Source organism: Murdochiella vaginalis (genome assembly GCF_902381775.1).
Taxonomy (GTDB): domain Bacteria; phylum Bacillota; class Clostridia; order Tissierellales; family Peptoniphilaceae; genus Murdochiella; species Murdochiella vaginalis.
This window is the reverse complement of record NZ_LR698969.1, coordinates 196,419-210,775: the sequence shown is the minus strand read 5'-3', so window position 1 is coordinate 210,775 and position 14,357 is coordinate 196,419. Positions and strand designations below refer to the sequence as shown.

The 14,357-nt window shown below is 48.4% G+C and carries 12 protein-coding genes; 7 read left to right on the top strand and 5 right to left on the bottom strand.

Translation table 11 applies throughout. The annotated features are described in order from the left end of the window. Positions 1-24: 24 nt before the first annotated feature. The 5 genes from FXY30_RS00865 to FXY30_RS00845 form a co-directional block, all read right to left on the bottom strand. Positions 25-2,769 (bottom strand): cation-translocating P-type ATPase, encoded by a 2,745-nt coding sequence (locus tag FXY30_RS00865; protein ID WP_071704945.1) that lies wholly within the window; start codon positions 2,767-2,769, stop codon positions 25-27. A 367-nt stretch (positions 2,770-3,136) separates the two neighbouring features. Then, the gene (locus tag FXY30_RS07580; protein ID WP_071704944.1) at positions 3,137-3,331 is read right to left on the bottom strand and encodes a hypothetical protein; all 195 of its coding nucleotides are present in this window, start codon (positions 3,329-3,331) and stop codon (positions 3,137-3,139) included. Then, positions 3,324-3,959 (bottom strand): type IV toxin-antitoxin system AbiEi family antitoxin domain-containing protein, encoded by a 636-nt coding sequence (locus FXY30_RS00855; RefSeq protein WP_071704943.1) that lies wholly within the window; start codon positions 3,957-3,959, stop codon positions 3,324-3,326. The genes FXY30_RS07580 and FXY30_RS00855 overlap by 8 nt, the downstream gene beginning before the upstream one ends. A 69-nt stretch (positions 3,960-4,028) precedes the next feature. Next, a complete protein-coding gene (locus FXY30_RS00850) occupies positions 4,029-5,696 on the bottom strand; it encodes a PfkB family carbohydrate kinase (protein WP_083428128.1) in 1,668 nt (555 codons plus the stop codon). A 12-nt stretch (positions 5,697-5,708) separates the two neighbouring features. Then, complete coding sequence (locus FXY30_RS00845) at positions 5,709-6,719, bottom strand: LacI family DNA-binding transcriptional regulator (protein WP_071704942.1); 1,011 nt, start codon at positions 6,717-6,719, stop codon at positions 5,709-5,711. Positions 6,720-7,011: 292 nt separating this feature from the next. Here FXY30_RS00845 and FXY30_RS07525 point away from each other — a divergent pair, with 292 nt between their 5' ends. The 7 genes from FXY30_RS07525 (at position 7,012) to rlmH (ending at position 14,355) form a co-directional block, all read left to right on the top strand. Continuing rightward, the gene (locus FXY30_RS07525) at positions 7,012-7,182 is read left to right on the top strand and encodes a hypothetical protein (RefSeq protein WP_157885016.1); all 171 of its coding nucleotides are present in this window, start codon (positions 7,012-7,014) and stop codon (positions 7,180-7,182) included. Between the two features lie 293 nt (positions 7,183-7,475). After that, positions 7,476-8,864, top strand: a complete 1,389-nt coding sequence (locus tag FXY30_RS00840; protein WP_071704941.1) for an FAD-dependent oxidoreductase — start codon at positions 7,476-7,478, stop codon at positions 8,862-8,864. Positions 8,865-8,870: 6 nt separating this feature from the next. After that, positions 8,871-9,884: a sugar ABC transporter substrate-binding protein gene (locus FXY30_RS00835; RefSeq protein WP_071704940.1), complete on the top strand. Its 1,014-nt coding sequence runs from the start codon at positions 8,871-8,873 to the stop codon at positions 9,882-9,884. 280 nt (positions 9,885-10,164) lie between these two features. After that, the gene (locus FXY30_RS00830) at positions 10,165-11,604 is read left to right on the top strand and encodes a sugar ABC transporter ATP-binding protein (protein WP_162272147.1); all 1,440 of its coding nucleotides are present in this window, start codon (positions 10,165-10,167) and stop codon (positions 11,602-11,604) included. Next, on the top strand, positions 11,591-12,556 hold the full coding sequence (locus FXY30_RS00825) for an ABC transporter permease (protein WP_071704939.1): 966 nt from the start codon (positions 11,591-11,593) through the stop codon (positions 12,554-12,556). The genes FXY30_RS00830 and FXY30_RS00825 overlap by 14 nt, the downstream gene beginning before the upstream one ends. Positions 12,557-12,991: 435 nt before the next feature. Next, positions 12,992-13,882, top strand: a complete 891-nt coding sequence (locus FXY30_RS00815) for an MBL fold metallo-hydrolase (RefSeq protein WP_071704938.1) — start codon at positions 12,992-12,994, stop codon at positions 13,880-13,882. Then, on the top strand, positions 13,879-14,355 hold the full coding sequence (rlmH, locus tag FXY30_RS00810) for a 23S rRNA (pseudouridine(1915)-N(3))-methyltransferase RlmH (protein WP_071704937.1): 477 nt from the start codon (positions 13,879-13,881) through the stop codon (positions 14,353-14,355). Before FXY30_RS00815 ends, rlmH begins: the two co-directional genes overlap by 4 nt. The last annotated feature ends 2 nt before the right edge of the window (positions 14,356-14,357 follow it).

Below are 14,357 nucleotides of genomic sequence, written 5' to 3'. Positions count from 1 at the left end.
CGTCGGAAAGAACCGGGCGAAGAATCACTTTTTCTCTCGCATTCCCTGATGAATCTCGGTCGCCAAGAAGGGGATGGTGGCCAATACCAGTGTCGGCACCCATTCCTTAAGCGTCATGAACGACACATGGAAGAGCGAGGCGAGGAAGGGAATGTAGAGTACGATCAACAGCAGAAATACGCCGATGAGGATCGCCATATTCATGGACTTGTTGGAGAACCAGCCAATTTCGCCCATAGTTTGCGTTTCCGATCGCGCGGCCATAGCACGGAAGAGTTCCGCCAAGATGAGGGTCGCAAACGTCATGGTGCGTCCTTCCGCTAATTTCGCTTCGCCGCTGAGTCCGTGGCCAAAGTAGAAATAGCCAATTGCGAAGGCGGCCAACGTCGCCACCCCGATCGCTATCGCCTGCACGATAATCGAGGACATTTCCTTCTTGCCGATGATGGCTTCCGCCGGATCGCGCGGCTTCTCGTTCATCACGCCCTTTTCACCCGGTTCCATGCCCAAAGCCAGCGCCGGCAACGAATCGGTTACCAGATTCAGCCATAACAGCATGATCGGAGAAAGCGGCGTCGGAAAGCGAAAGCCACTGTTAGAGAATACCAGAATGAGGTCAATAATCATAGCGGCAGCGACCACAATCACCTCTCCAATGTTGCAAGAAAGCAGAAAGTTGACGAATTTTTTGATGTTGGCGTAGATGATGCGCCCTTCTTCCACCGCATTCACAATGGTTGCAAAGTTATCGTCGGTTAAAATGACTTCCGCCGTGTTTTTCGCGACATCCGTGCCGGTGATTCCCATCGAAACCCCGATGTCGGCGCGCTTAATCGCCGGTGCATCGTTGACGCCGTCGCCCGTCATGGCGGTGATTTCGCCGTTTGCCTTTAATGCATCGACGATTTGTACCTTATTCTGCGGCGAGACGCGAGCAAAAATGCGCTTTTCTTTGACGATTTCCCGGATTTCCTCTTCGCTCTTGTCGTTGAGTTCCGCCCCCATGATGGCTTGGGATTCGTGATCCGCAATGCCCAAGTCTTTTCCGATAGCATAGGCGGTCTCCAAATAGTCACCTGTGATCATCATGGTCGTAATGCCGGCGGATCGGGTTTCCGCAATGGCGGCTTTGGCCTCGGAACGCGGCGGGTCAATCATGCCGGTCAGCCCGACAAAGACCATATCCCGTTCGACGTTTTCCGGTGTCTGTCTTTCTTTTTCCGGCAATTCTTCCCAGCTGCGATAGGCATACGCTAGGCAGCGCAGAGCATGGCGGGCATATTCGGAGTTCTTGGCCAAGAGTTCCTGGCGGATTTCCGGGGTAAGTGGCTGTTCTTTGCCGTCCAAAAGAATGCGGTTGCAGTAGTTGATAACAATGTCCGGCGCTCCTTTTGTAAAGGAAGCGATGGCATTCTCAAAGTAATTCTCGTTGAAGGTGGTCATCATCTTGCGCGAGGAATCAAAGGGAATTTCGTCCACACGCGGACTGCGGGCGGCGAGCTCTTCCGGAACGATGCCGGCTTTGTGTGCCATGGTCAAAAGGGCGCCTTCCGTCGGATCTCCGATGGTGGTGTTGCCCTTCTGTTCGTCCGGCACGATTTTGGCATCGTTGGCGGAGGCAGCGATCACGATGAGAGTTTCTAGCATGCGATCGTCTTCGGTCGTGATTTTTTCACCGTTGAAAAGCAGATCGCCAACAGGCGAATAGCCGATGCCCGTCACTTCCAGATCGCGGCCGTTGGCGAAAATCTTGGTGACGGTCATCTCATTTTGCGTCAAGGTTCCGGTTTTATCGGAGCAGATGACAGTTGTCGTACCGAGCGTTTCGACGGACAAGAGTTTTTTGACAATGGCATTTCGGTTCGCCATGCGCTTCATGCCGATGGAAAGCACAATTGTGACAACGGCCGTCATACCTTCGGGAATGGCTGCCACGCCGAGCGACACCGCCGTCATGGCGATGCGTAAAGGCTGTTCACCGCTGATAAGCCCTAGCACAAACACAAAGGCGGAAACGGCAAGTACCATGCGCCCCAATACCCCGGAGAGCTGATTGAGTTTTTTCTGTAAGGGAGAAGCTTCTTCTTCATACGACTGAATGGTATCGGCAATTTGACCGATTTCCGTATCGTGACCTGTCGTCGTGACAATGCCGCGGCCGTGGCCATACGTGACGATGGTCGAAGAAAAGGCTAAATTCTCACGGTCGCCAATACCGCGCTCCTCCGAAAACAGCGATTTCGCTTGTTTTTCGGCAGCAACGGATTCTCCGGTAAAGGAGGATTCATCAATTTGCAAGTTGGAGGATTCGATCAGTCGCAGGTCTGCGGGAACAATATCGCCCGTTTCCAACAGCACCAAATCGCCCGGAACGAGTTCTTCGGCTTTGACGCTGACCAATTGCCCGTCGCGAATGGCTTTGGCGTTGGGAGAGCTCATTTTTTGCAGGGCGGCGACGGAATCTTCCGCCTTCCCCTCTTGATAGATGGACAAAATCGCATTCAAAACGACGATCGCAATAATAATGACGGCTTCAATGCCGGAATCGGTGAGGGCGGAAATGATCGCTGCGGCAATCAGAATGAGTACGAGAGGATCTTTCAGCTGGTTGATGAGTTTTTCGATCAGCGACGTTTTCTCCGCTTCCTTCAGCTTGTTTGGCCCGTATTTTTCGAGGCGCCCGGGGATCTCTCGCAGTGCAAGACCCTTCGTTTGGCTGGTTTTAAGCTCCTTTTCCACCTCTTCGGTGGACTTTTGATACCACTCCATGGTACCTCCTTTGTGTTCGGTTATTGTTCTTCTCTTCGAAACTTCCCATCGCGCGGGCAAAATGCCATTTGCGCCGGAAAACTGCGCTGAGTCTCGCTTACCTGTTTATACAGGTCTCGAACCGAACATTAGGATGTCGGGTTGACGATTCGATATTCACAAGCTACTCCCTCGGGCTCTATTATAGCGGAAAGGGAAGGAAATGGGAAAATCGCGACAGAAGCTCGTTCGAAACTTTTTTATTCTTCTACACTTTCGTCCTCGCATTCTTCCATTAATACAAGCAAATTCACTGAACCTTCAACAATTTCTGCAATAGAGAGGTCGCCAATATATCGATTTTTCTTGATGTATGCGCTCCATCTCGTCAAAAAAGAGGAGTAATGACATCCACCATGGCGATATCAAGCGATACCATTTGACGAAAGGAATCCTTGTTTTCCCCATCCGTTAAACGCTTTAAGATACTTTCCAGAAAATAATAGAGCAGAACCGTATTGAAACTAAGGCCTGTTTTTTGCTCAACCTTATGACAAAGAGCGAGAACATTTGCTTTATTCATAAATCAGCTCCAAGATATTTCGTACACGATTTTCAATGCCCAAGGCATGCGCAATCTCCCAAAGGTGATGAACATCTCTATTTTGATACTTTGCATAGCCTTGAATCGTTTTAACATAACTTTCGGCATCTACTTTATCTTTATTCGCGATGAAATCACAAAGTACACGCTCATAGCTGTAGGCCTTGACCGAATTACCAAACATCGTTTGAACAGATTGGACACCGAGAGAAATAATTTTTGGATCTACATAATGAATCAGCAGATTTGCCGGGGGTTCATTAAATTTGTAGCTATTGGCTACCGTGACATCGATACTCTGCGGAATCCGGTCGCTTTCGCCCAACAGGAAAAGAGCAGTTTCATAGGAAAAGATCGTGCTTTTATAACGATGTTGAAAAACGAAGAGCTCATCATATCCGCCATCCGGCAACCCATAAAGTCCTTTTGTCAGGCGGAGCAGCTTTCCTCTTCTGTGCAATCGGGTCAGATAGACGGTTGGAATGCCGCGACTTTTGCAATACGAAGAAGAGATCAACCCATTGTTTTTTTGCAAATACGATTCAATTTTAGACTGATAATTCGACTTCTTTCTCCTCTTGTTGTTATCACACGGAAATAATACCATTTTGTCCGTGTAGACGCAACAAGAGGACGATATCACTATAATATAGAAACTTCATAGCAAAGAGATCTGCTACTGCTCAAAAAGCTGAAGCATTCCTGAATGGAGCTCGGAAGGAACCGGCATGGCGGGGATTGCTCCAAAAGCGGTTGCAGTCAACGAACCAGCCACGCAGGAAACACCAAGAATATGTTGTAAGACTTTTGGATCAGGAATTTTGTTGACGCTATCGCAAAGTAGAAGTTCTGAAAGGAAAGTTCCCCAGAAGGCATCCCCGGTACCGGTGGTATCTATGACGGTGACTGGAATGGTGTGCTGTCGTAAGAGGAGACCTCCTCTGCATAAGCAGAGGCAGCCGTCGGCGCCGAGCGTAACGACAAGAATTCGAAGGCGGTATCGCTCCATTAGTTCACGCATTCCGGCCTCATGATCGGAATGCTTTGTCAGGAATTCGAGCTCTTCTTCAGAGAGCTTGACGAGATCAGCGTATTCCAGCCCCTCGAAAATGGCGCGATGAGCAGCATCCGTGTTTGGCCAAAGAGGAAGACGGAGATTAGGGTCAAACGCAATCGTTGCGCCTTTTGCTTTTGCGCATTTCACGGCGTCCAGAGTAGCGGAACAAGCAGGTTCAGCTGTCATGGATACCGAACCAAAATGGAAAATGTTTGCTTGTGATAGGAGAGGCAGTGGTAGCTCATCTGTGCGAAGCATGCAATCGGCACTGTATTTCCGGTAGAAGCTAAAAGAACGATCTCCGTGCTCATCAAGGGAAACAAACGCCAGAGTTGTTGGCTCGTCCTCGCTAAAAAGGAGGCCATCTGTGCAAATATTGTTTTGCTTCATGGAATGACAAATCATTTTACCAAAAACGTCGTCACCAACTTTTCCGATAAAGGCGACTTGCAGATCGAGACGTGAAGCGGCGGTCAGTACGTTGCTTGGCGCACCGCCAGGAGCGCCAACGTATGACAGCTTATCAGGGTTTTGTTCACTGCCAGGAACAAAGTCGATCAATGATTCACCGAGCGCAATAATGTCAAATTTCGGAACCGCTTCGCAAAGGAGATGTTCGCCATTTGCACCTATGAGATGGCGATCAGCATCACCGCGAAATATCAGCCGAGCAGAACGCATGGCGGCTGCGGCTGGAAAGGACTCAGCACCCTCAAAGCAGTACAACTCTATAGGTGCTGGGCCATGCAAAAAGACACATTGCACACGGCCTCGGGTTGTATCGTTTTCGATAGGTGAAAAACAGGGAGAAAATCCAAGTGCGAGATAATATTCTAGGGAGGAATCAAAATCTCGCACGGAAAGACCGATATGTTCCAACCCGAGGATTTGCGGTGAAGAAAATGGATATGTCTTGTCAAGTCGCTGACAAAACTCAAATTTTGTTCCGAAGGGAGCGATCAGATTAAAATATTTTGTACCTGTGCCAAAAACCTTTGGAGAAAAAAAGGGAAGGCCGTTGTCGTGTTCAAGAGGAAGACCTTTTGAAAGCAGATCGCGTAGCAAGGCCTCAGCATCAGGAGTCTCAAGGGCAATGTGCTCGATTCCGACAGTCTCGTCCGGTGCAGAAAAAGGAAGACTATCCTTTATCGCGACCAAGCGTAGGCGGCAATTTCCGCAGACAAAGAGCCTGCCATCACCGACAGGAAGAAAATGGAGGACAGATTCCAGCCAGCGTCCCGCCACATCGAGTGCGGGGACAGGCAATTCAATGCAGTGTAAACGCATAATAAGCTCCTTTTATGGGTTATGGCGCGACAGTGCGCCCAGATAGACGCTGCTGAGGAGGATTTGCTTTTTCTCAGCAGTGTGATCTTTGATACGGCACAAAATTTCTTCGCCTGCTATTTTACCGAGTTCATCAACCGGCTGCGCTACCAAACGCACTGGCGATGATTCTAGAAGAGGGGAGTCGAAATCTGAAAAGCAGACTAGTTCAACATCTCGCCCGATTTCCACACCGCATTGGTGCAGACAATGATAGACGGTAGTACCCATCAAGCCATTGGAGGCCACAATTGCAGTGCAGTTTTTTTTCAGAAGATGTTTGGCACTTATCCAGGCGCTGCGTTCCATGGAATCTCCATATTGAATAAAATCTTTTTCGATCGTAAGTCCGAAATCTGACATGGCTTGGCGATATGCCGAAAGACGTTCTTGCGAGGTGCTCAAGCGGCTTAATCCTGTAATAAAACCAATTCGCTGTTGTCCTTGTTCAATTAGCGCAACAATGCTTCGATATACGGATTGATATGCAGATACCGTCACGGAGGAGAACGGAGCTTCGTCCACATTGCGGTCTACAAGAACTGTAGGAAAGGATTCTGGAAGAACAGCGGAAAATTCGCAGTACTGCTCCATGGTGGATGCCAGTAAGATTCCGTCAACAACTCCAGAAGTTAAATAGCGCAAATGTTGCAACTCTCGCTCTTTGTTCTCACGTGTGTTTGCAATGATCAGGTGATAATCCTCAGCTGAAACGGTTTTTTCAACAGCTTCGATCAAGCGGGCGAAAAATTGGTTTGAAATATCCGGAACAATAAAGCCTATAATGTTCTTCTTTCCTGTACGAAAGCTGCGAGCAAAAGCATTTGGTGTGTACTGGAGGTCCTTGATGGCCTTCATAACGAGCGCTTTTGAATGCTCGGAAACAGCGCGAGTACCGTTGAGTGCATGTGATACTGTTGCAGTTGAGACACCCGCTGCGCGCGCAACGTCTGAAATATTAGGCTGTTTTCTTTTTGCTCTCATAAGGCTCTGTTGCCCCCAACTCATCAGGTTTAGTTGTCTTCACGCATTTATTAGCAGCTGTAAACATTTGAAACATAGAGGCGTAAACGATTGTATTTACTATATCAGGTAAAGAAATTGATTGTCAAGATGAACATGAAAAGAATGCTGATATTATCGATAATAAATCAATAAAAGAGGCGTTTTTGAAATTGACAAGGAAGAACAACTATGGTAATTTGATCATAACAACAATGTTAATCGATTACGTATTTGATTAATAAAAACTGGAAAAGGAAAGGAGGCGTAAAAAATGGACAGACTGCCAGATGTTATGAAGCATAGAAGTAGCGTGTTTGAAGAAGTAGATGTTTGGGCTGTCGTCGGAGATTGGCCGGTAACAGAGTTATGGTCAAATCAGCATAAAATGAAAATTTACATGTGGCGTCTGTCGATGAAAGGAACTGTTTTGAGAGCGAGATAGTATAGTTGCTCGAGAGAGGCGTCGATTGTAGCATCGAAAAGACGGAATAATATCAACGGCCTAGAGTGGATATGACGCCATGACCATTGTACATTTGTTCCGACGAGCGAGGTTAAGAGTAGTGCAACCAACGGGAAGACGATTTCCCTCAATCCACTTGGATAGATTGTCGACAAAAGGGTGCACGAGGCTTTGCGTAAATAAGGTGCACTGGTAGAGTCGAAATGCCGTTCTGAACAGAAGAAGTGTGACAAATACATATTCACGTATTAGAACTAATTAAGGAGGATACGATGAAAACAGTAAATATTCCTGCAAAAAACTGTCCTGTGATCGCTGAGGTTGATGTACTGGTCGTAGGCGGAGGAGCGGCGGGAATTGGAGCGTCTATCGGGGCCGCACAGTGCGGAGCCTCGGTCGCACTTGTGGAGTACTTCGGCGCGCTTGGCGGTTTGCTAACGAATGGTTATGTCACGAACTGCGAGGCTGGTGTAGCGATCTCAGGTGACAAGATCCTGATCAAGGGCGTTTTTGACAAGCTGGTCACTCGCATGGTCGAAAAAGGCGGCGCAATTCGTGGATATGATTTAATCCGCTCAAATAAATATTATCCGTTCGATACTTCTCGCTGTGAGAACGATCTACAAATCACTCCGTGGGACCCCGAGGCGTTTAAACTCTCTGCCGATGAGTTGATGGCAAAATACGGAGTGAAGGTATATTTTTACACACAATTTACCGAAGTTCTGAAGGAAGGTAACAAGGTTATCGGCGGTGTAATCGAAAATCGCTCTGGACGTCAAGTCATTTTAGCAAAGCGTGTCGTCGACTGTACTGGTACTGCTGCTGTCGCACAAATGGCGGGTGCGGAATGCAGTGGTGTCGGAAGCAAGGGTTCTATGACGTTGATGTTTCGGGTGGGAAACGTCAAGAATGTTGTTCCGTCCTACAAACCGAATGTAAACGAGATTCCTTACGGTGCGGTGAATTTCTTCCCGCTGCTCCGAGAAGGAGAATTTCGTGTGGAGATGACCCGCTATATCGGCAGTGATAACAGTGCGGAGGATTATACAAAGGGAACGATTGAATGCCGAAGCCAGTGCCAGGAAGTTCTGCAATACCTGAAGGAACACTGGATCGGCTTTGAAGACGCATATATTATCGATACAGCGCCAACGCTTGGCTCACTTGCGCAGCCGTCACTGGTTGGTGAAAAAAGCATGACGCAGGAAATGATCCTTAAGCGTCAGATGCCGGACGACCGTATTGCCATCACCGCCTACGGTATTGATCTTCATAGTCCCGAGATGGGGGGACAGAATTTCCTGTACTATCTGACACCCGGCGAATACTACGGCGTACCGTTTGGCGTAGTCGTTCCCAAATCGCCTGTTGAAAACCTTTTGGTTGGGGGAAAATGCGTTTCCGCAGAGAGTGATGCATCGAGTTCCATCTTATGCTCCGCAATTTCCATGGCAACCGGCGAAGCCGCCGGCACAGCCTCTGCGCTCAGCATCCAAGAAGACGTAAATGCCCGTCATGTGGACATTGGAAAGCTTCAGAAGACTCTCGTGAAAAATGGCGTACTTCTTGATCCGGAGCCGGTTCCTACAGTTGAGAAATACTATGTTTATCCCAAACGCGAATTCAAACTTGACGAAAATGGGAAACTGAAAGGATGAGATAAAATGAAAAAACTGATTACTTTTTTGCTTTGCGTCTGCCTGCTCTTGGGAATGGCTGCCTGTGGTTCCGCACCGAGCGGGAGCAAGGATACGCAGAAAGAGTCCGAGACGAGTACCGGCGGAGAAAAGCGCTTGCGCATTGTTGCTACCATCCAGTCCCAACAGATTAACTTCTGGTCCAATGTTGAACACACTTTTGAGCGACTTGCAAAGGAAGCAAACGTCGATCTGACGATCATGGATCTGAACAACGACGTTACGACGTTTGCTAATGTTATCGACGATATCGTCGCCATGAAACCGGATGGAGTTATTACTTGCGGTTTGGAGGGTTCAACTCTAGGTGTCCATGTTAAAACGCTCCAGGACGCGGGAATTCCTGTCGTGACCTATAACATCAGCCCAGAGGGTGTGGAATGCCCGCGGGTCGTTACAGATCATTCCGAGTTTGGCCGAGTCGCTGGTACTGCAGCGGCGAAGTATTGGAAAGAAAATCATCCAGATATGAAGCCTATCGGCGGTGCAGTTGACTTGTACGCTGCGCCGGTTTGCAAATTGCGCGTTGACGGCTTTATGGAGGGTTTTCGTTCCGTCTACCCAGATTTTGAAGTCGTTCAATCTGTGGATGGCGGTGGTTCACGATCGTTATCTCTGGCAGCCTGCGAGGATATGCTGCAGGCACATCCTGAAATTAACGTGGTGTTTGGAATAAACGCCGACAGCGCACTCGGTGCTCTGGATGCACTGCGTGAGATCAATCGCGGCACATCTGCAGATTCTCTTGTTGCCAGCGTTGACGGAACAGAGGCCGATTGCGCAGAGCTGAAGAATCCAGATTCTGCTCTGAAGGCGGTTGCGGGCAACTCTCCGCGCATTATGGCCGAGACGGCATGGGATCTTGTAATGCGAGTTATTCGCGGAGAGATTTCTGCAAAAACGGATTCTCCGCAGTCTCTTGAGATCATTTCGGTCACAAAGGAGACGGCAGATTCTTGGGTCAAAGAGAACTTTGAGTAATATACGAGTTATCCCATTTAGCAGTCCGAAGCGATCTGCGTTCGCTTCGGACTGCTCTCTGCTACTCGAATATGTGGATCTCATCTGAGTTGCAAAAAATGCAAGTGCTCTGCGTTATGCGGTTATATTGTAGTGCTTTCGTCGTACGGACACTGCTCAGGTAGTGACGTTTCTATATTAATTCTTAGGTGGCGGAGAAAATGCTCCGATATTTATGATGAATGGCCCTGTTTTATTGGAATTTTATCGTGTTCGCAAACAGTTTGGGCCGGTCGTTGCCTTGAAAGACGTATCGTTCTCTGTTCGTGAGGGGGAGGTACATTGCCTCGTTGGTGAAAATGGAGCGGGAAAATCGACACTGATTAAGATCCTTTGCGGAGCATACAGCATTGACAACGGGGAGCTTCGAATAGATGGACAGCCTGTCCGGATCGAAACGCCAGCTCAGGCTGCTGCAAAAGGAATAGCTGTTGTTTACCAGGATGTGACCAATGTGGACAAACTCTCCATTGCGGACAACATTGTTCTTGGCGCGGAGAACAGCAGATGCGGATTCAATCAGCAAAAGAAAAACATTGAGTTTGTTCGCCCGTTTCTAAATCAGGTTGGGCTGGAGATTGAGCCAACTGCGTTGATGGAAACACTTTCCATTGCGCAAAAGCAAATGGTAATGATCGCAAAGGCACTATCAAAAAAGGCAAGGTTGATCGTTCTTGACGAGCCGACAGCAATGCTGAATGAGCAGGAGGTTCACACACTGTTTCAGATCATATGTAGCCTGCGCGACAGTGGTATTACGGTGGTATATATCTCGCATCGAATGGAGGAGATTTACCGTATCGGCGATCGGGTTACGGTACTTAAAGATGGAGGATATGTCGGAACGTGGGACTTGTCATCTATCAATCCTCAGCAACTGATCGTAAAGATGGTTGGCCGTGAGCTTGGTGATGTATATCCAAATAAGCATCGTCCGATCGGCAAAGAATTACTACGAGTCGAAAATTTAACCACAGAGAAAATTGACGGCGTAAGCTTTGCACTGCATGAGGGAGAGGTGATCGGGCTTGCTGGCCTTGTCGGTTCCGGGCGCACAGAGGTTTTGCGCGCGATATTCGCAGCGGATAAGCTGTACGGAGGTAAGATCGTTCTGGAAGAAAATGAACTGTCTTTATCCTCACCGATGGATGCGATCCGGAGCGGCATTGGGCTGCTACCAGAGGATCGGAAACGACAGGGGATCGTAAGCTGTCTGACTGTAAAGGATAATATCACCTTATTGTATTCACAGCTAAATGCAAAATACGGATTTCTGAAGAAGGCGGATGACGACGCAATTACTCGGCACTATATCGACGACCTACGCATTAAAACGCCGTCTGCGATGCAGGAGGTAGGAAACCTCTCTGGTGGGAATCAGCAAAAGGTCGTTGTTTCAAAATGGTTGTCTATTTCACCGCGGGTTCTTTTGCTAGATGAACCGACGCAGGGAATTGATGTTGGGGCAAAGGCGGATATCTATCAATTGATTAACCGCCTTGCGCGGCAGGGAATGGGGGTAATTGTGGTTTCGTCTGACTTGATTGAGATCATTAATCTCAGCAACCGGATTGTAGTTATGCGAGACGGCCATGTCGCGAAAATCCTAACAAGTGATGAGCTAACGGAAGAACGTGTGATGCTATACGCTATGGGAGTAAATACCGATGAAAAAGCTTAAAACAAATACACAAATGAAGCAACGCATGGTGACGTTCTTAATTTTGGTGTTGATTATGGTTATCCTTTCATGTATTAGCGATAAATATTTTACATTTAGCAACCTAATCAACATTGTACGTCAGGAGAGTACGCTAATCATAATTGCCTGTGCGGCGACGATGTTGATGATTTCTGGTGGAATGGATCTATCTCCTGCGGGGGTGATCGCATTAACTTCTGTTGTTTTCGCTAAGCTTTGCGTTTCTGGCGTTAGTATTGTGCCAGCTGCACTACTATCGCTTCTTATTGGCGTCGCTGCAGGATCGTTCAGCGGTCTTCTGGTTGTGATGGCAAACGTGCCTCCAATGATCGCAACGCTGGGAACATGGTATATCACCAAGGGCCTAGCGTATGCAATCAGCAACAGTTATGCGATTGTGCAGGGACTTCCTGACAATTTCGGATGGGTTAACCGCTATGTGGGGCCGTTTCCGCTAATGCTGGTAATCGCTGTAGTAGTTTTTGTGGTATATTATATTCTCTTGAACCGTACCTTGCTTGGGAAATATGCCTACGCGATTGGAGGCAACATCGAAACGGCGCGTCTGTCGGGCATTAAGGTCAACACAGTACGTTGCACGCTTTATATTCTAACGGCACTCATGTCTGCATTCGTCGGCATTCTGATGTCCTCACGTATCAATTCTGGCGACCCCAACCTCAGTACTTCCGGAATTGAGTTTGAAATCATCGTTGCGATTATCCTTGGAGGAACAAGTTTGTTAGGCGGTCAGGGCTCGCTGATCGGGACGCTGATTGGCGCGTTGATTCTCGGTAATCTTTCCAATGGTATGAACCTGTTGGGCATTGGAACAGTCTATCAGTTCGTCGTCGAGGGGGCTGTGCTTGTCATAGCGGTTGTTCTTGATTTGACGTTAAAAGGCAACGGCCTTCGAATAAAAAAACGATAGCAATTAAACTGACATCAGAATATAGTGAAAATCTCAGACTGACAAATTATTTTAAGGGCGTTGATATTTTTGAACATTTAAGTTCTACTATAAGTAGCGACAGGATGTAATTTAGGTCATATGCAAAAGCTCCGAACGTGTTCCCAATTGGAAAACGCTCGGGGCTTTTGTGACTGATAGAGACTAATAGCTTCGAACCATCGACATTAATTTACAAAACCAAAGATAATGTGTTGGCGAAGTATGCCTCTGAGAGCAGCAAAGCGCCTATCGGGATCTCAGAATATCAACTGACGAACGTAATTCCTGAGCCTTTTAAGTGCACTTTACCGAGTATAGAAGAGAATGAAAAGGAACTGAAATAAACTTGCTGAAGGGAATAGCTGCACCGTATGATACAATGATTCCGATATTACAAAGCAGAAAGAAGGACGAATGAGACTATGTTCTCTGGCGTCCGGCTCAAGCGGAAACAGCGTATTGATCCAATCGGACCATGCGACCGTTCTTATTGATGCCGGATACAGTGCAAAACGAATAGAGCAGTTGTTGCGCGCGGCTGGCGTGCATCCGAAAAAACTGGATGCGATTTTGGTGACGCATGAGCATTCGGATCATATTGCGGGCCTCGGCGTGCTCACCAGGCGCTATCACCTTCCCATCTATGCCAATGAGAATACGTGGCGCGCGATGGAAAAGAAGGTAGGACGGCATCGCGACCGCGATCATGTCGTCTTTCGCAATAAACAGCCTTTCCAAATTCAGGATATGACCATTTTGCCGGTTCCCATCCATCACGACTGTGCCGACCCCGTCGGGTATGCTATTCGTTGCGGGGAAGAAAAAATCGCTGTTTTGACCGATACCGGCATTGTTGACTCGTACATGATGAATGCGATGCGCGGAGCGGATATTTATTATTTGGAAGCGAATTACGAGGATCTGTTGCTTCGTCACGGGCCGTATTCGTTCTGGTCGAAAAAACGCATTGCCTCGGAAGTGGGGCATCTTTCCAATCGGCAAGCAGGTGAGGTCTTGTGCGAGTGGCTCGAAGGGCGTGGGGAACAGGTTCTTTTGGCACACATGTCCATCAACAACAATACGGAGGAATGCTGCTTGCACACGGTATCGCGGTTGCTTACAGAAAATGGCTTTGCCGTGGGAAGCCAGGTGCACGTGTCTGTTGCGCCACGATCCGCCCCGTCGGGCTTTTTCTCGGCCGGAAAGGCGGGACGCTTGCCGGACAAGGCGCAGATCGCGGAGCCGGACGCCGACAGAGCCGGTGCGCCGCAACTGTCGGGCCTTGCCGAAGGAGCGCAGGGATGAATATCACCATTCTTGCCGTCGGTACGGTGAAGGAGCCGTTTTATGCGCAGGCGGTTGCCGAATACTGCAAACGGCTGCGTCCGTATGCGACGCTTCGTATCGTGGAAGTTCCGGAACAACCACGACCGGAAAAAGCGAGTGCAAAAGAAATCGAGCAGGCGCTGGAAAAAGAGGCGGAGCGTATTCTGAAAGTGCTGCCCAAACAGAGCTGTATCGTTTCTCTTTGTATTGAAGGAAAACAGCAGGACAGCGTTTCATTTGCAACGCAGCTTGACCGCTGGGCAGTGGAGGGCGGATCGGCCATTACGTTTCTCATCGGTGGAAGTGACGGGCTGGCGCCGAAGATCAAAGCCCTGGGGAAGCAGCTGTCCTTTTCGCGCATGACCTTCCCTCATACGCTCATGCGCGTTATTTTACTGGAACAGATTTATCGCGGCTTTCGGATTTTGCATCACGAGCCGTATCATAAATAACG